Consider the following 16,894-nt stretch of genomic DNA (forward strand, 5'->3'; position numbering starts at 1 on the left):
GGAGCGGGTAGGGCGAGCTTAAGCTGGGGTTGCGTACTTGGCCAGGCGCGCGTCGTTTTTCAACACGGCCAGGGTATTGGTGTGCACATCTTCCGCGGTCACGTCAGCCTTGCTGAAGATCTGTTGGAAGTGTTCGTGGGTGACCGCGGCAAAGTGCGCGCGATCCTCAGGGGCTACACCGAGTACTACGGCGTAGGTGGTCAGGGCTTCGCCTTGACCCTTGGCCATGTCTTCGGAGAGCTCGTTCATCATGCCGTTCATGGCGAACCAGGACTTGCCGCCGTAGGTTAGCGCGGCATTGGTCGAGCAGCCGTTGGTACCGGAGGTCATGCCGAAAGTGGCGTTGCCTGAGGTGCCGTTAGTGGTGGATGCGAGGAAGTGCGCCGGAGTGCCGCGCTGGCCTTCGAACAGCATGTTGCCCCAGCCGCAATCCGGGCCGCCTGGCGCCTGGGCCATGGCGTTGAGGGATACAGCGGTGAAAAGAGTACCGAGAAGAATCCGTTTCATAGCGTTGTTCTCTTTGTGTGCATACCAATGGACAGGGAGACTGGCCCGTGTGGGCGCCAGTGGGCCGGTTATCTATCCAGCCGCGCAGTTTGGAGTTTAGGCAGGTTCCTCAGGTTCCGTATTTTTTTACAAAACAATACCTGAAACAGCTGGTTTTACTTGGTGTCGGTCGTGGCCTGCGGCTTGTCTATGCTTTCCCCTGAGGCGCGCCTTGCCAGCCGGGCACACCCGGCGCCAGAATGCCGCCATCTGCCCCGCCTGATGTAAGGAAGCCCGATGCCTGATCCTGTTGCTGCCAGCCTGCGTCTTGCGCCTGAAGCGCTGACCCGTCCTTTCTCTGCTGAACAGTTCAGCTTCTCCACCACCAATGATCTGGAGCCCTTCCGCGGTGTGCTAGGCCAGGAGCGTGCGGTCGAAGCCTTGCAGTTTGGCGTGGCCATGCCGCGCCCCGGTTACAACGTCTTTGTCATGGGCGAGCCGGGCACCGGCCGCTTCTCTTTCGTCAAACGCTATCTGAAGGCCGAAGGCAAGCGCCTGCAGACCCCGTCGGACTGGGTCTACGTCAACAACTTCGATGAGCCCCGGGAGCCCCGGGCACTGGAGCTGCCAGCGGGTGCCGCGGGCAGTTTCATCAGCGACATCAACGGCCTGATCGATAACCTGCTGGCCACCTTTCCGGCGGTCTTCGAGCACCCTTCGTACCAGCAGAAGAAGAGCGCCATCGACCGCGCCTTCAACCAGCGCTATGACCGCGCCCTGGATGTGATCGAGCGCCTGGCCCTGGAAAAGGACGTGGCGCTGTACCGCGACAGCAGCAACATCGCCTTTACCCCGATGTTCGAAGGCAAGGCCCTGGACGAGGCTGAGTTCGCCCAGTTGCCCGAGGCCGATCGCGAACGCTTCCACGAGGACATTTCTGCCCTGGAGGAACGCCTCAACGAAGAACTGGCGAGCCTGCCGCAATGGAAGCGCGAGTCGAGCAACCAGCTGCGCCAGCTCAATGAGGAAACCATCACCCTGGCCCTGCAGCCCTTGCTCGCGCCGCTGTCCGAGAAGTACGCGGAAAACGCCGCGGTCTGCGGCTACCTGCAGGCCATGCAGGTCTATCTGTTGAAGACCGTGGTCGAACAACTGGTGGACGACAGCAAGACCGACGCCGTGGCGCGCAAGCTGCTGGAGGAACAGTACTGCCCGAGCCTGGTGGTCGGTCACCCGGCCAGCGGTGGTGCCCCGGTGGTATTCGAGCCCCATCCGACCTACGACAACCTGTTCGGGCGCATCGAGTACAGCACCGACCAGGGTGCGCTCTACACCACCTACCGGCAGTTGCGCCCTGGCGCCTTGCACCGGGCCAATGGCGGTTTCCTGATTCTGGAAGCCGAGAAGATGCTCAGCGAACCCTTTGTCTGGGACGCGCTCAAGCGCGCCCTGCAATCGCGCAAGCTGAAGATGGAGTCGCCGCTGGGCGAGATGGGCCGCCTGGCCACGGTGACCCTGACGCCGCAGGTGATTCCGTTACAGGTCAAGGTCATCATCATTGGGGCCCGCCAGTTGTATTACACGCTGCAGGACCTGGATCCGGACTTCCAGGAGATGTTCCGGGTACTGGTGGATTTTGACGAAGACATCCCGATGGTGGACGAAAGCCTGGAGCAGTTCGCCCAGTTGCTGAAAACCCGCACCTCGGAAGAGGGCATGGCGCCACTGACCGCCGACGCCGTGGCGCGGCTGGCCACCTACAGTGCACGCCTGGCGGAGCATCAGGGGCGCTTGTCGGCGCGTATCGGTGATCTGTTCCAACTGGTCAGCGAAGCTGATTTCATCCGGCACCTGGCCTCGGATGAAATGACCGACGCCGGGCATATCGAGCGCGCGCTGAAGGCCAAGGCCACACGTACCGGGCGGGTGTCGGCGCGGATTCTCGACGACATGCTGGCGGGCATCATCCTCATCGACACCGATGGTGCCGCGGTAGGCAAGTGCAACGGCCTGACGGTGCTGGAGGTCGGGGACTCGGCCTTTGGCGTGCCGGCGCGGATCTCGGCCACGGTCTACCCCGGCGGCAGCGGTATCGTCGACATCGAGCGCGAGGTCAACCTCGGCCAGCCGATCCACTCCAAGGGGGTAATGATCCTCACGGGTTACCTGGGCAGCCGTTACGCCCAGGAGTTCCCCCTGGCGATTTCCGCGAGCATCGCCCTGGAGCAGTCCTATGGCTATGTGGACGGTGACAGTGCTTCGCTGGGCGAGGCCTGCACGCTGATTTCGGCGCTCTCCAAAACCCCGCTCAAGCAGTGCTTCGCCATTACCGGCTCGATCAACCAGTTCGGTGAGGTGCAGGCGGTCGGCGGGGTCAACGAGAAGATCGAAGGTTTCTTCCGTTTGTGCGAGGCCCGTGGCCTGACCGGGGAGCAGGGGGCGATCATTCCCCAGGCCAACGTCGCCACACTGATGCTCGACGAAAAGGTCTTGCAGGCGGTGCGAGCCGGGCAGTTCCATGTGTATGCGGTGCGCCAGGCCGATGAGGCCCTGAGCCTTCTGGTGGGCGAGCCGGCTGGCGAGCCGGATGCCGAAGGGCAGTTCCCCGAGGGCAGCGTCAATGCGCGTGTGGTGGAGCGGCTGCGGGTGATTGCCGAGATGATCAGCGAAGACGACCTGAAGGAGGCCGAGAAGGAACAGGCCCAGGAGGCCTTGGCCGATACCAAGCCGGCGTGATGCTGTTCGATGGCGAGGGTGTGCTCCCTCGCCATCGGCGCCAGGCCGCTGGCGCCAATTTTTCAAAATAGACCATTCGGCGCCTGTTGGATCGGTCAACTTTGTTTATCAGGCTTTTCTTCTATTCTCAGGGCAAGGAGAACGACAGTCGTCGCTGGATCGAAACAGCCTTGCGTTGAAGGCTGAATAGTGGATCTACCGAGGGTCGCCGCCATGTCGCGCAACCTTTGCCTCACTCGCCAATGCCTTGGCCTGGTCACTCGTATCGAATGCATTGTTCGCCCTTTGGCGGGTGACAACGGTATGTGGACCCTTCTCTTCGCCGCCGGAATGGCCGGTGAACAACCTTCGGCGATCAAGTCCCAGGGGCCGTTCTGCGGACCTGTAGTGGCCGAATCGATCCTCGATTCGATCGTCGAAAGCCTGACCACCCACGGTTATCAACTGGCCGACGACCCACAGATATGGTGCCTGCATCTGCAGGCCCAACTGCGGCAGATCAACGGTGAGCGGGGGCGTCACGCCGGGGATTTCCAGTTCCGCCCCGAACACTGATGGCTAGGGTGGTGTCGGCTCGGCTTTGTCGAGCTTGACCTCGAAGCCGTATTCGACGGCATTGAGTTCGCTGCGCTGGTAGCTTTCCAGTTGGCTGGGCTGGCCGTAGAAGTAATGCACGTCGAACAGCGCGGGCCCGTTGTTCGGGGCTCCGTGGCTGACGGTTAGGATTTCCTTCAGGTACTGGCCACTGTCGTCCTTGGCGTAGAAGCGCCAGGCATCCGCGGGAAAGAGCTTCTGGTCGACTATCAGGGTATTGCCCTTGAGCTCCAGGCCCTTGGGCAGTTGCTGGGCACTGAGGGTCTTTTTCTCGATATTGGCGAGAAACAGCGGGATCGAGCCGACGGCATAGGCCGGGGTTTCCGGGAACAGGTTCAGGTCATAGGTGATGACGCCACGCATGGGGTCTATTTCAAAGGCCTCGTCCGGCAGTTCGATCGGCTCGCCACGCTGGCCCTTGTCGTTCTGAGTGAAGAAGGTCAGCGGGGTGTCGCCGGCATTGAACTCAGAACCCAGCAGTTCGTCGTTGAAGGTCCGCGGATGGCTGAACTCAATGCGTGCCGCACTGGCATCTTCCACTGACTGGCTGATGGTCACGGACTTTTTCAATGAGTCCTCATCAAGCTCCGCGCCCTTGAGGTAGCTGGCGGCCTGATCGTCGTAGACCACCACCGGCATCGGCAGAGGCTGGATGTTCTTGTCGGTGGTGAGCCGATCGAAGCGGTGTACCGCCAGGTCGAGGTCCTTGCGGGTCACGCTGGCCTGAGCGAAGTCGAGTACGGCAACCTCCAGCTTGTCGATCTGGCCGTTGAAATACACCTTGGCGTAATGCTGGGTGTGCTGCTGCTCGAAGGCTTTCTGCTCATCCTCCAGTTGCTTCTCGAAGGCCTCGCTCCAGCTCTTCTGCTTTTGCATCTCGGCCAGTTGCTGGCGGTAAAAGGCAACCTGCTGGGCGCTCTCATTGATCGAGCCCGACCGGGAGAGGATTTGCCCGCTGCTATCCCGAGCCTGCGCCAGCAAAGGGTTGAGGGAGGCGTCGTCGGCTTCCTCAGGCAGGGGGGCGTTATTGCTCAGCTCGATTTCGGCGACATTCTTATCCAGCGCCAGCAAGGTCAGGCTGATGTTGCCGTCCTGGCGTGGCTTGCCGATGTCGGCCCGGGTCAGTTCGAAGGTCAGGGTACGGCTGGGAGCTATCACTTCCAGCTTGCCCTGCAGCGAGATCGGCTGGGGCTGGTTCTTGTTTTCCACTTCCAGGCCCTCGATGAAGGGATAGGTCACGGTCAGGTCATCCGGGTTGGTCAGGTTGGAACTGGACGGGCTGAGCTGAATCCCGGGGTCGGTTTCCGACCACTCAGGTTGAAAGGGGATGACTTTCTTGTTGCTCAGGGTAACGGACTGCCACTCCAGGCCATGGGGAAAGGGGAACTGAGCAGGCATGTTGAAGCTGAACGGGAACACCGGCTGCAGGTCGATCAGGTAGTCCGAGCTTGAGGGCTTGCGTAGCACGAACAGGCCATTGATGTAGGTGTCCACCAGCGCCTGGGCCGTGGGGTAGTGCTTGAGCAGGGCCAGGCTGTCGTCACCGTATTCGGTTTCGATCGGCTTGCTGTCGAGCTTGATCTGCGCACGCTCGAGCAGCAGCAGTGAGCCGCCGAGGTCGGCGATGGCGTCCTTGAGCTTGGGGTCCTGGATGGCGTCCAGGGACTTTTCAAACTGTGCGGTTCTCTCTTCGAGGCTGGCCTGCTTCTTTTCGTCGCTGGGTGAACAGCCGCCGCTGATCAGCAGCGCCAGACCAAGGCCGAAGCTGGCCAAAGGCAATCGCAAATCCATTTTCCAGTCTTCCTGTCCAGTGTCGGTGGGCGGTAGCAATGGCTTCGACACTAGCAGAAAAAACGTTTGGAAAAACCCGTGGGGCAGGGGATTGTCTGTGGTTTATGGGCTTTTGGCGCGCTGATATACTCGCCGCCGTTTTTACACCGGGTACGAGATTCAATGGAACGTTTTATCGAAAATGCAATGTATGCCTCACGCTGGCTGCTGGCGCCGATCTACTTCGGACTGTCCCTGGGCCTGCTGGCACTGGCATTGAAGTTTTTCCAGGAAGTCTTCCACGTTATCCCCAATGTGTTCTCCATGGCCGAGTCCGACCTGATCCTGGTGCTGCTGTCGCTGATCGACATGGCGCTGGTGGGTGGCCTGCTGGTGATGGTGATGATTTCCGGCTACGAAAATTTCGTGTCGCAGCTGGACATCGATGAGGACAAGGAAAAGCTCAGCTGGCTGGGCAAGATGGATTCTTCGTCGCTGAAGATGAAAGTGGCGGCGTCCATCGTCGCGATCTCCTCGATCCACCTGCTGCGGGTGTTCATGGACGCCAAGAACACCCCCACCGAGTACCTGTTGTGGTACGTGGTGATCCACATGACCTTCGTGATCTCGGCGTTTGCCATGGGGTACCTGGACAAGCTGACCAAGCACTGACCGCCCCAGCCCAGCGGACACCTGCCGCCCGGCCGTTGCGAAACGGACGGGCGGCGTTGTTTGTGGCTTGTGCTTTTTCCGGGCGGGGCATATCCCTGTAGGGGTCATGGCTTTCAATTGCACGAGGTGCGCTCATGAACCTGCAGGAAATGAATGCCTACGCTATTGCTGGAAAAGTCGATGAGTTGAACCTGATTTCGCTGGAAGGCGGAATCTACCTGCTTGAGGCGCGCATGCACGGGGCCGCATACCCGTTGAGCGATGCTCATGGGCAGATGTTTCATCTGCGTTCGGTGGAGCATGCCCGTGAAGTGCTGCAGTCGTTTCCCAAGCTGCCATTCAACCTGATCCACACCTCGGTGCATGACGAGATGTGCGGGTTGTCCGCCAGCGCCGAGGAAAGCCTCAAGGTGCCGATCACCCTGCACTCCGGCTGGTAGCGCCGGGGTTGCGCTGATTGTCGCCGGACTTCTGTGCTAGTCTGCTCGCCCTTTTGGTTCCGGGCGCTCCGGAGGGTGCTGTGTTTCCACGGCCTTTCCCGAGCCGTCCGCACAGCGGAGCAGTGTCATGTCCGAAGTAAATCTGTCCACCGACGAAACCCGCGTCAGCTACGGCATTGGCCGCCAGCTGGGCGACCAACTGCGTGACAACCCGCCACCGGGTGTGAGCCTGGACGCAATCCTGGCCGGTCTGACCGACGCTTTCGCCGGTAAGCCTAGCCGTGTGGGTCAGGAAGAAATGTCTGCCAGCTTCAAAGTCATCCGCGAAATCATGCAGGCTGAAGCCGCTGCCAAGGCCGAAGCGGCTGCCGGTGCGGGCCTGGCATTCCTGGCGGAAAACGCCAAGCGTGAAGGCATCACCACCCTGGCTTCCGGCCTGCAGTTCGAAGTGCTGACCCAGGGCGAAGGCGCCAAGCCATCCCGTGAAGACAGCGTTCGCACTCACTACCACGGCACCCTGATCGACGGCACTGTGTTCGACAGCTCCTACGAGCGCGGCCAGCCTGCCGAATTCCCGGTTGGCGGCGTGATCGCTGGCTGGACCGAAGCGCTGCAACTGATGAACGCCGGTAGCAAATGGCGTCTGTACGTGCCGAGCGAACTGGCTTACGGCGCACAAGGCGTGGGCAGCATCCCGCCGCACAGCGTCCTGGTGTTCGACGTCGAGCTGCTGGACGTTCTGTAACCCCTGTAGGAGCCAGCTTGCTGGCGATGAAGGCTGCGCACTCGCGGTCTGCTCATCGCCGGCAAGCTTGCCCCTTGATCGGCTTAGGTTTCATAGACGGATTTTTGCGCTCAGGCTTTGACCATCGGTGCCGGTCGGCCGCAAGGCTCTGGCGTAGCAGAACAAAAACAGGTTGCGCACCAATTCCTTGAGTACCAGCGGTTCGCTGGAGCTCAGGCCGTTCAGGTCCAGATCCCCCTGGTCCTGCAGCTCGTTCAGGGCTTCTTCTTCCAGTACCGCACAGACTTCCCCGGTTTCCCGATGCAGGATTCGCAGGTAAGGGTGTGGGCGGTCCAGCCAGGCATCAATCAAATAAGTCATGGTCGTCATCTCCTTGAATGGGGTTCAATGAGAATAATTCTTATTCAATGAATAGCAAGTGCCTATTGGCGGTTTCTGCTTTTTTCTGTGCAGAAATTGTTTTCGATCAAATCGACTGGCTTTTTGCTAGCAAGGTTGCGGGTTGACCGGGCGGGGAGGGGCGTAGGGGAAACCCTCTCGCGGCGGGCGCGAGAGGGGGCGGATTCAGACCTTGCGGACGAACTCGGACTTGAGTTTCATCGGGCCGATACCGTCGATCTTGCAGTCGATGTCGTGGTCGCCATCGCACAGGCGGATGTTCTTGACCTTGGTGCCGACCTTGACCACCAGCGAGGTGCCCTTGACCTTGAGGTCCTTGATCACGGTAATGGTGTCGCCGTCTTGCAGCACGTTGCCCACCGAATCTTTCTTCACGGCTTCATCGGATACGGCTTCGGCTTCACCGCTGGCGGACCACTCGTGGGCGCACTCAGGGCAGATCAGCTGGGTGCCGTCCTCGTAGGTGTATTCGGAATTGCATTTTGGGCAGGGTGGCAAAGTGCTCACTTAAGCTCCTCAAAGTCAGGATGGCTAAAAAGCGCACATTGTATAGGGTTTTGTGGGCGAGAGGGGATGAAGGGGGGCAGGGCAACGAGCCGGCTCCTGTGATGGGCAGGAGCCGGGGCTGTTTAGTGGGTGCGGGCGACGGCGAATTCGCTCAGTTCCACCAGGGCATCGCGGTACTCGCTCGGTGGCAGGGCTTGCAGGCAGGTGATGGCGCGCGCGACGTAATCGCGGGCCAGTTGTGCGGTGTAGTCCAGGGAGCCCGAGGCCTCGACGGCGGCACGGATGCTTTCCAGATCTTCGATGCCGCCTTTTTGGATCGCCTGGCGAACCAGGGCTGCCTGCTCCGGGGTGCCTTCACGCATGGTGTAGATCAGCGGCAGCGTCGGCTTGCCTTCTGCCAGATCGTCACCGACGTTCTTGCCCAGGGTCTCGGCATCGCCGCGGTAGTCCAGCAGGTCGTCCACCAGTTGGAAGGCCACGCCCAGATGGTCGCCAAAGGTGCGCAGGGCCTCGGCCTGTTCCTCGGTGGCGCCGGCCAGCGCGGCGGCGCTGTGGGTCGAGGCCTCGAAGAGCATGGCGGTCTTGCCGCGGATGACTTCCATGTAGGTTTCTTCGGTGGTGCTGGCGTCACGCACCTTGGACAGCTGCAGGACCTCGCCTTCGGCGATGATCCGCGTGGCCTGGGACAGGATGCGCATGACCGGCATAGAGCCCAGCTCGACCATCATTTCGAACGAGCGCGAGTACAGGAAGTCGCCCACCAGTACGCTGGGAGCGTTGCCCCACATGGCGTTGGCGGTTGAGCGGCCACGGCGCATGCCGGACATGTCGACCACGTCGTCATGCAGCAGAGTGGCGGTGTGCAGGAATTCGATGGTGGCGGCCAGCAGGCGCAGGTCGTCGCCTTCGCGGCCCAGGGCCTTGCCGCACAGCAGCACCAATAAAGGACGCAGGCGCTTGCCTCCGGCCGAGGTGATGTAATCGCCGATTTTGGAAACCAGCGGAACTCGGGAGGTCAGCTGTTTCTTGATGATGCCGTCGACGGCGCTAAAATCGTCCGCCACCGCGCGGTAGAAAGCTTGGGGTTGCATCAGCGACAGGTGCTCCAGAAGGGTTGCGCGGCATGCTAGGACCCACGTCCGCGGGTGTCAAGGCGCGGTCCCGCACGGCAAAAGCCTCGACGGGCTGTAATTTGTCAGGGTAAAACACTGGGGTATGGTCGCGTGCTGTCATTAAACTCTGGTTTCAGGGGGCAGGCCCTCGGCGACGAGGCCGGTAGCGTTGTCCGCCGCGGTCTGAGCGGCACTTGCAAGGCCATTGAGCCTTGCGTACAATCGCGCACCCTGAACTTCCTGGGCAGCACCTGCCTTACGCAATTGCACTTGGGCCGTTCCAGCCCCATGCAGCCATGCCAGCCAATACCTCTTCTTATAAAGAGCTGGGTGAGCAGGATTATCGGAGAAATACCATGTACGCAGTAATCGTTACCGGCGGTAAGCAATACAAGGTCGCTGAAGGTGAATACCTGAAGATCGAAAAACTGGAAGTCGCTACTGGCGAATCCGTGACTTTTGACCGCGTTCTGTTGGTCGCCAATGGCGACGACGTGAACATCGGCGCACCTGTTGTTGCTGGCGCAACCGTCAAGGCTGAAGTGATCTCCCAAGGTCGTCACGATAAAGTCCGCATCATCAAGTTCCGTCGCCGTAAGCACCACATGAAGCGTATGGGCCACCGCCAGTGGTTCACCGAGATCAAAATCACCGGTATTCAGGCTTAATTTCAGCCTAATTCCTCACTAGGAGAATTGAACTCATGGCACACAAAAAAGCTGGTGGTAGTACCCGTAACGGTCGCGACTCAGAAGCCAAACGCCTTGGCGTGAAGATGTATGGCGGCCAGGTCATCAAGGCCGGCAACATCATCGTGCGTCAGCGCGGCACCCAATTCCACGCTGGCTACGGCGTTGGCATGGGTAAAGATCACACCCTGTTCGCTAAAATCGAAGGCGTGATCAAGTTTGAAGTAAAAGGCGCCTTCGGTCGTCGTTACGTGAGCGTCGTCGCAGCTTAATTGCGCGATCGCTGGAAAAGCCCTGTCTCGCGACGGGGCTTTTTCGTTTGTGGGATGAGTCTCTTGCAAAACTGTTTGTACGAGCTGCCAGCGTTGGATGTTTCGGTCGTTGATTGAGGTCGCTGCGCTCATTTTTGCAAGAGTCTTATGTCTTAGTGCTTTTCAGCTCGCCCATGTGGCGAGAGGCGTTTGAACATGAAGTTTGTTGATGAAGTATCGATTCGAGTAAAGGCTGGCGACGGCGGCAATGGTTGCATGAGTTTCCGTCGGGAAAAGTTCATCGAGAACGGTGGTCCCAACGGTGGTGATGGCGGTGATGGCGGCTCGATCTACATGGTCGCCGACGAAAACCTCAATACCCTGGTGGACTACCGCTACACCCGGCACTTCGATGCCGAGCGCGGTTCCAATGGTGGCAGCACCGACTGCACCGGCAAGAAGGGTGAGGATCTGGAGCTGCGGGTTCCGGTCGGTACCACGATCATCGATGCTGGCACCCAGGAAGTCATTGGCGACCTGACCAAGGCTGGCCAGCGGTTGATGGTGGTGCAGGGCGGTTGGCACGGCCTGGGCAACACCCGCTTCAAGTCCAGTACCAACCGTGCTCCGCGCCAGACCACTCCGGGCAAGCCGGGTGAGCAGCGTGATCTGAAGCTGGAGCTTAAGGTGTTGGCGGACGTGGGCCTGCTGGGCTTGCCGAATGCCGGCAAAAGTACCTTTATCCGCTCGGTGTCTGCGGCCAAGCCGAAGGTGGCCGATTACCCGTTCACCACCCTGGTGCCGAACCTGGGTGTGGTCAGCGTCGATCGCTGGAAGAGCTTCGTGATCGCCGACATTCCGGGTCTGATCGAGGGGGCTTCCGATGGTGCCGGCCTGGGGATTCGCTTCCTTAAGCACCTGGCGCGTACGCGCATCCTGCTGCACCTTGTGGACATGGCGCCGCTGGATGAAAGCAGCCCGGCGGATGCGGCAGAGGTGATTGTCAATGAGTTGATGAAGTTCAGCCCGTCCCTGGCCGAGCGCGAGCGCTGGCTGGTGTTGAACAAGTCCGATCAGATCCTCGAGGAAGAGCGCGAAGAGCGGGTCAAGGAAATCGTTGATCGCCTGGAGTGGACCGGTCCGGTATACGTGATCTCGGCCATCTCCAAGGATGGTACCGAGCGCTTGAGTCGCGACATCATGCGTTACCTGGAGGATCGTGCCGATCGCCTGGCAGCTGACCCTGCCTATGCCGACGAGTTGGCTGAGCTGGATCAGCGCATTGAAGACGAGGCGCGCGCCCAGTTGCAAGCCCTCGACGATCAGCGTGCTCTGCGCCGCAGTGGCGTGAAGAGTGTCCATGACATCGGTGATGATGACTGGGACGAAGAAGACGTTGACGATGAAGATGGTCCGGAAATCATTTACGTCCGCGACTGATTCGGCAGGAGCGGGCTTGCCCCGCGAAGACGGTTTATCTGGCAGGGTGCGGTGTTATCATCGCTGCCAAGCCAGCTTCCAAGGCGCCGCTCATTTGAGCGGCGTTTTGGTGTCTGCAGGATACAAATACGAATAACCCCATGAGTGGCGCTCGGTCGCGTCGCTCGCTGGCAAAGGTTGAATAAGATGCGGAGCAAGGTGACAGGTGCGCAGCGCTGGGTCGTTAAGATCGGCAGCGCGCTGCTGACAGCGGATGGCAAGGGGCTGGATCGCGCGGCAATGGGTGTGTGGGTTGAGCAGATGGTGGCCTTGCATGAGGCTGGCGTCGAGCTGGTGCTGGTTTCCTCCGGTGCTGTGGCGGCCGGCATGAGTCGCCTGGGCTGGACCGCACGACCGAGTGCGATGCATGAGTTGCAGGCCGCTGCGGCCATCGGCCAGATGGGGTTGGTGCAGGCCTGGGAGTCGAGCTTTGCCGAGCATGGCCGGCATACTGCGCAGATTCTCCTGACCCATGACGACCTCTCCGATCGCAAGCGCTACCTCAATGCTCGCAGTACCTTGCGTGCCCTGGTGGAGCTCAAGGTGATCCCAGTGATCAACGAGAACGACACCGTGGTGACCGACGAGATCCGCTTTGGCGACAACGATACCCTGGCGGCGCTGGTAGCCAACCTGGTTGAGGCTGATCTGCTGGTGATTCTTACCGACCGTGATGGCATGTTCGATGCCGACCCGCGTAACAATCCTGATGCTCAGCTGATCTATGAGGCGCGGGCCGACGACCCGGCGCTGGATGCGGTGGCCGGTGGTACGGGTGGTGCGCTGGGGCGTGGCGGTATGCAGACCAAGTTGCGTGCGGCGCGGCTGGCGGCGCGTTCCGGGGCGCATACGATCATTGTTGGTGGGCGCCTGGAGCGCGTGCTGGACCGCCTCAAGGCTGGCGAGCGCATCGGCACCTTGCTGTCGCCGGAGCGCGGCATGCTGGCGGCGCGCAAGCAGTGGCTGGCCGGGCATCTGCAGACCCGCGGCACTCTGGTGCTGGATGAGGGGGCGGTGTCGGCTCTGTCCCAGGGTAACAAGAGCTTGTTGCCGGTTGGGGTCAAGCAGGTCCAGGGTGGGTTCCGGCGTGGTGAGATGGTGGTGTGCGTAGCGCCGGATGGTCGTGAGATTGCCCGTGGTCTGGCCAACTACAGTGCGCTTGAGGCGCAGAAGATCATTGGCCAGCCGTCCGACGCTATTGTCGGTGTCCTGGGGTATATGGCGGAGCCTGAACTGGTACACCGCGATAACCTGATTCTGGTGTAAGTGGCGTAAGGAAAAGCGTATGCGCGTAGCAAAAGGATTGTTGGGCTTGCTCTTGGCGATGCCGTTCATGGCTTCGGCCGAGGAGATTGGCCAGGTGTCCACGGTGTTCAAGTTTGTGGGGCCGAATGACCGGATCGTGGTCGAGGCGTTCGATGATCCCAAGGTCGATGGGGTGACGTGCTATCTGTCGCGAGCCAAGACGGGTGGGCTCAAGGGTGGGCTGGGCCTGGCGGAAGATCGTGCGGAGGCCTCCATTGCCTGTCGTCAGGTGGGGCCTATTGCGTTCAAGGGTGAGCTCAAGGATGGCGACGAGGTATTCAAGGAGCGCACCTCGCTGGTATTCAAGACCATGCAGGTGGTGCGTTTCCTGGATAAGAAGCGCAATACCCTGGTGTACCTGGTCTACAGCGATCGCCTGATCGAGGGCAGTCCGCAGAATGCGGTGACGGCTATCCCGATCCTGCCCTGGCCGCACCCGTAACGGAGTTTCTCCTGGCATGCTGGCCCTCTGTTGAAGGCGGGGCTGGTTTGCCGGGTGGGTAAATCGCGGGCAATAAAAAACCGACCCTTGGGTCGGTTTTTTAACAAGCGTGTCGCTTAGGCTGCAGCAGCAAGGTTCAGAGCCTTGATGTGGCCATTCAGACGACCTTTATGGCGAGCAGCCTTGTTCTTGTGGATGATGCCTTTATCGGCCATGCGGTCGATAACTGGCACGGCCAGAACATAAGCAGCTTGCGCTTTTTCAGCGTCTTTTGCGTCGATGGCTTTAACTACATTCTTGATGTAGGTACGAACCATGGAACGCAGGCTGGCGTTGTGGCTGCGACGCTTCTCAGCCTGTTTTGCACGTTTTTTGGCGGAAGGTGAGTTGGCCACCGTCGAGCTCCTCGAAAGACTTTTTGGGAAATAGCAAACAAAATAGGCCGCGAATCATGCCGATGAGTTGAAGTCTTGTCAAGGGCAGGTGATGCGTTCCGCTGAGTGGTCGATCTGAAGAGGCGGGATATTTATTTCCGGCGCTTGACCTGTAAACTCGCGAGCTTTGGCTCTGTGCTGTTGCGGCGCGGAGTATCGCATAAGTGGGTGTCTTTTCGCCTGCTGTTTATCTACAAGGCGCAAAACCTTTTCATGAACCTGCTCAAGTCGTTGGCCGCCGTCAGCTCTATCACGATGCTTTCCCGGGTACTGGGGTTTGTGCGTGACACCATCATCGCGCGCACTTTCGGTGCCGGGATGGCCACCGATGCCTTCTTCATTGCCTTCAAGCTGCCCAACCTGCTGCGGCGCATCTTTGCCGAAGGAGCGTTCTCCCAGGCGTTCGTGCCGATCCTGGCGGAGTACAAGAGCCAGCAGGGGGAAGAGGCGACCCGTACCTTCATTGCCTATGTCTCGGGCCTGCTGACCCTGGTCCTGGCGCTGGTGACGGCTTTGGGCATCATCGCCGCGCCCTGGGTGATCTGGGCCACGGCACCGGGGTTCGTCGACTCTCCGGAAAAGTTCGCCCTGACCTCTGACCTGTTGCGGGTGACCTTTCCTTATATATTGCTGATCTCGCTGTCGTCTCTGGCCGGGGCAATCCTCAATACCTGGAATCGTTTCTCGGTGCCGGCCTTCGTGCCGACCCTGCTCAACGTCAGCATGATCATTTTTGCGGTGTTTCTCACGCCGTACTTCGATCCGCCAGTGATGGCTCTGGGCTGGGCGGTGCTGGCTGGTGGCCTGGCGCAGTTGCTGTATCAGCTGCCGCACCTGAAGAAGATCGGCATGCTGGTGCTGCCACGCCTGAACCTGCGGGATACCGGGGTCTGGCGGGTGATGAAGCAGATGCTGCCGGCGATTCTCGGGGTCTCGGTGAGCCAGATTTCGTTGATCATCAACACCATCTTCGCCTCTTTCCTGGTGGCCGGTTCGGTGTCGTGGATGTATTACGCCGACCGCCTGATGGAGCTGCCGTCCGGTGTGCTGGGGGTGGCGCTGGGCACCATTCTTCTGCCGACCCTGGCCAAGACCTACGCCAGCAAGGACCGCCACGAGTATTCGCGGATTCTCGATTGGGGCCTGCGCCTGTGTTTCATCCTGGTGCTGCCGTGCTCCCTGGCCCTGGGGATCCTCGCCGAGCCGCTGACCGTGTCACTGTTCCAATACGGGGAGTTCAGTGCCTTCGATGCGTCCATGACCCAGCGTGCGCTGGTGGCTTATGCCGTGGGTTTGCTGGGGATCATCGTGATCAAGGTGCTGGCGCCGGGCTTCTATGCGCAGCAGAACATTCGTACACCGGTGAAAATCGCCATCTTTACGCTGATTGTCACCCAACTGCTCAACCTGGCCTTTATCGGCCCCCTGAAACACGCGGGTCTGGCCCTGGCCATCAGCGCCGGGGCCTGTATCAACGCCGGGTTGCTGTTCTACCAGTTGCGCAAGCAGCAGATGTTCCAGCCGCTGCCGGGGTGGGGGCGGTTCACCTTCAAGTTGCTGTTGGCGGTAGCGGTCATGTCCGCGGTGCTGCTGGGCCTGATGCATTTCATGCCGGCCTGGGATCAAGGCCACATGCTCCAGCGGTTCCTGCGCCTGGGTGTGCTGGTGGTGGCCGGGGTGGTGGCCTATTTCGGCATGCTGGCGCTGCTGGGCTTCCGTTTGCGCGACTTCAATCGCAAGGCCTTGAACTGACGGCTGTTTAGTCGCCAGGGCAGGGCAGGCATCGGTTTTGTCGGATCAACCACATTGGGTGCGGTGCTGCCTGTCGTCGGCCGCCGGGTGTGGTTATAATCGACCACTTTATGAGCAAGAAGCGCGTTATGCAGCTGGTTCGAGGCCTCCACAATCTGCGCCCCCAGCATCGGGGCTGCGTCGCCACTATTGGCAACTTTGACGGTGTTCACCGTGGTCACCAGGCTATCCTGGGCCGGCTGCGCGAACGTGCGATCGAGTTGGGCGTGCCCAGCTGCGTGGTGATTTTCGAGCCCCAGCCGCGGGAATTCTTTGCCCCCGAGACGGCTCCAGCGCGCCTGGCCCGCCTGCGGGACAAGCTGCAGTTGCTGGCTGACGCCGGTGTCGATCGGGTGCTGTGCCTGGCCTTCAACCAGCGCCTGAGCAAACTCAGCGCCAGCGAGTTCGTCGAGCGAATCCTGGTGGATGGCCTGGGTGTACAGCACCTGGAAGTGGGGGATGACTTCCGCTTCGGTTGCGACCGGGTCGGTGATTTTGACTTCCTGCAGCACGCCGGAGCCACCCACGGCTTTACCGTCGAGGCGGCTCAGACCGTCGAGCTCGACGGCCTGCGGGTGAGCAGTACCCAGGTCCGCAATGCCTTGGCCGCCGCCGATTTCGATCTGGCCGAGCGCCTGCTGGGTCGCCCGTACCGGATTGCCGGGCGGGTGCTGCACGGCCAGAAACTGGCGCGCCAGTTGGGTACGCCCACTGCCAATGTGCAGTTGAAGCGCCGTCGCGTGCCGCTTTCCGGGGTGTACCTGGTGAGTGTCGAGCTCGATGGCAAGACCTGGCCCGGCGTCGCCAATATCGGCGTGCGGCCCACGGTTGCAGGTGATGGCAAGGCCCACCTGGAAGTACATCTTTTAGATTTTGCCGGCGATCTGTATGACCGGCGTTTGACGGTGGTTTTCCACCACAAGCTGCGTGAAGAGCAGCGTTTCGCCTCCCTGGAGGCGTTGAAGACGGCGATCAATGCGGATGTTGCCGCCGCCCGTGCCCAAGTGGCACGTATCCATAGCGCCAATCGCTAATGAAGAGC

At 60.6% G+C, this 16,894-nt stretch carries 18 protein-coding genes; 12 read left to right on the top strand and 6 right to left on the bottom strand.

Annotated elements, in window-relative coordinates; all coding sequences use genetic code 11:
• Positions 1-18: 18 nt before the first annotated feature.
• A complete protein-coding gene (locus KCG88_RS29995; RefSeq protein ID WP_047289324.1) occupies positions 19-507 on the bottom strand; it encodes a DUF3015 domain-containing protein in 489 nt (162 codons plus the stop codon).
• Between the two features lie 276 nt (positions 508-783).
• Between KCG88_RS29995 and KCG88_RS30000 the strand changes: the two genes are divergently transcribed.
• Both KCG88_RS30000 and KCG88_RS30005 read left to right on the top strand, forming a co-directional pair.
• Positions 784-3,222, top strand: coding sequence for an AAA family ATPase (locus KCG88_RS30000; protein ID WP_015637098.1), 2,439 nt, complete (start codon positions 784-786; stop codon positions 3,220-3,222).
• Between the two features lie 213 nt (positions 3,223-3,435).
• A complete protein-coding gene (locus KCG88_RS30005) occupies positions 3,436-3,777 on the top strand; it encodes a hypothetical protein (RefSeq protein ID WP_047289320.1) in 342 nt (113 codons plus the stop codon).
• Between the two features lie 3 nt (positions 3,778-3,780).
• On the opposite strand, the gene KCG88_RS30010 is transcribed toward KCG88_RS30005, so the two are convergent.
• Positions 3,781-5,607 (bottom strand): hypothetical protein, encoded by a 1,827-nt coding sequence (locus KCG88_RS30010; protein ID WP_210713707.1) that lies wholly within the window; start codon positions 5,605-5,607, stop codon positions 3,781-3,783.
• Positions 5,608-5,769: 162 nt separating this feature from the next.
• On the opposite strand from KCG88_RS30010, the gene KCG88_RS30015 reads away from it, so the two are divergent.
• The 3 genes from KCG88_RS30015 (at position 5,770) to KCG88_RS30025 (ending at position 7,443) form a co-directional block, all read left to right on the top strand.
• Positions 5,770-6,258 carry a TIGR00645 family protein gene (locus KCG88_RS30015; protein ID WP_015637095.1) on the top strand — a complete coding sequence of 163 codons (489 nt, stop codon included), beginning with the start codon at positions 5,770-5,772 and terminating at the stop codon, positions 6,256-6,258.
• 134 nt (positions 6,259-6,392) lie between these two features.
• Positions 6,393-6,698: a DUF6482 family protein gene (locus KCG88_RS30020; RefSeq protein ID WP_011063559.1), complete on the top strand. Its 306-nt coding sequence runs from the start codon at positions 6,393-6,395 to the stop codon at positions 6,696-6,698.
• Between the two features lie 127 nt (positions 6,699-6,825).
• Entirely contained in the window at positions 6,826-7,443 is a 618-nt protein-coding gene (locus tag KCG88_RS30025) for an FKBP-type peptidyl-prolyl cis-trans isomerase (RefSeq protein WP_007924751.1), read from the top strand.
• Between the two features lie 90 nt (positions 7,444-7,533).
• On the opposite strand, the gene KCG88_RS30030 is transcribed toward KCG88_RS30025, so the two are convergent.
• The 3 genes from KCG88_RS30030 to KCG88_RS30040 all read right to left on the bottom strand — a co-directional run bounded on the left by KCG88_RS30030 (position 7,534) and on the right by KCG88_RS30040 (position 9,440).
• The gene (locus KCG88_RS30030) at positions 7,534-7,803 is read right to left on the bottom strand and encodes a hypothetical protein (RefSeq protein WP_015637094.1); all 270 of its coding nucleotides are present in this window, start codon (positions 7,801-7,803) and stop codon (positions 7,534-7,536) included.
• Positions 7,804-8,007: 204 nt separating this feature from the next.
• On the bottom strand, positions 8,008-8,349 hold the full coding sequence (locus KCG88_RS30035) for a zinc ribbon domain-containing protein YjdM (RefSeq protein WP_011063557.1): 342 nt from the start codon (positions 8,347-8,349) through the stop codon (positions 8,008-8,010).
• A gap of 122 nt (positions 8,350-8,471) precedes the next feature.
• Positions 8,472-9,440 carry a polyprenyl synthetase family protein gene (locus KCG88_RS30040; RefSeq protein ID WP_047289316.1) on the bottom strand — a complete coding sequence of 323 codons (969 nt, stop codon included), beginning with the start codon at positions 9,438-9,440 and terminating at the stop codon, positions 8,472-8,474.
• A gap of 377 nt (positions 9,441-9,817) precedes the next feature.
• Here KCG88_RS30040 and rplU point away from each other — a divergent pair, with 377 nt between their 5' ends.
• From rplU to KCG88_RS30065, 5 genes are all read left to right on the top strand, one after another.
• Complete coding sequence (gene rplU / locus KCG88_RS30045) at positions 9,818-10,129, top strand: 50S ribosomal protein L21 (RefSeq protein ID WP_003228361.1); 312 nt, start codon at positions 9,818-9,820, stop codon at positions 10,127-10,129.
• A gap of 35 nt (positions 10,130-10,164) precedes the next feature.
• Entirely contained in the window at positions 10,165-10,422 is a 258-nt protein-coding gene (gene rpmA, locus KCG88_RS30050) for a 50S ribosomal protein L27 (protein ID WP_003228360.1), read from the top strand.
• Positions 10,423-10,617: 195 nt separating this feature from the next.
• Positions 10,618-11,841, top strand: a complete 1,224-nt coding sequence (gene cgtA, locus KCG88_RS30055) for an Obg family GTPase CgtA (protein WP_011063554.1) — start codon at positions 10,618-10,620, stop codon at positions 11,839-11,841.
• 186 nt (positions 11,842-12,027) lie between these two features.
• Positions 12,028-13,146: a glutamate 5-kinase gene (proB, locus tag KCG88_RS30060; RefSeq protein WP_047289314.1), complete on the top strand. Its 1,119-nt coding sequence runs from the start codon at positions 12,028-12,030 to the stop codon at positions 13,144-13,146.
• A gap of 19 nt (positions 13,147-13,165) precedes the next feature.
• A complete protein-coding gene (locus KCG88_RS30065; RefSeq protein WP_011063552.1) occupies positions 13,166-13,627 on the top strand; it encodes a CreA family protein in 462 nt (153 codons plus the stop codon).
• A gap of 116 nt (positions 13,628-13,743) precedes the next feature.
• On the opposite strand, the gene rpsT is transcribed toward KCG88_RS30065, so the two are convergent.
• A complete protein-coding gene (gene rpsT / locus KCG88_RS30070; protein ID WP_007924739.1) occupies positions 13,744-14,022 on the bottom strand; it encodes a 30S ribosomal protein S20 in 279 nt (92 codons plus the stop codon).
• Between the two features lie 252 nt (positions 14,023-14,274).
• Between rpsT and murJ the strand changes: the two genes are divergently transcribed.
• Both murJ and ribF read left to right on the top strand, forming a co-directional pair.
• Positions 14,275-15,813 (top strand): murein biosynthesis integral membrane protein MurJ, encoded by a 1,539-nt coding sequence (gene murJ, locus KCG88_RS30075; protein WP_047289479.1) that lies wholly within the window; start codon positions 14,275-14,277, stop codon positions 15,811-15,813.
• A 128-nt stretch (positions 15,814-15,941) separates the two neighbouring features.
• The gene (gene ribF, locus KCG88_RS30080) at positions 15,942-16,886 is read left to right on the top strand and encodes a bifunctional riboflavin kinase/FAD synthetase (protein ID WP_210713708.1); all 945 of its coding nucleotides are present in this window, start codon (positions 15,942-15,944) and stop codon (positions 16,884-16,886) included.
• Positions 16,887-16,894: the final 8 nt, after the last annotated feature.

Source organism: Pseudomonas sp. MWU349, from assembly GCF_017947325.1.
In the GTDB taxonomy this organism is placed as follows: domain Bacteria; phylum Pseudomonadota; class Gammaproteobacteria; order Pseudomonadales; family Pseudomonadaceae; genus Aquipseudomonas; species Aquipseudomonas protegens.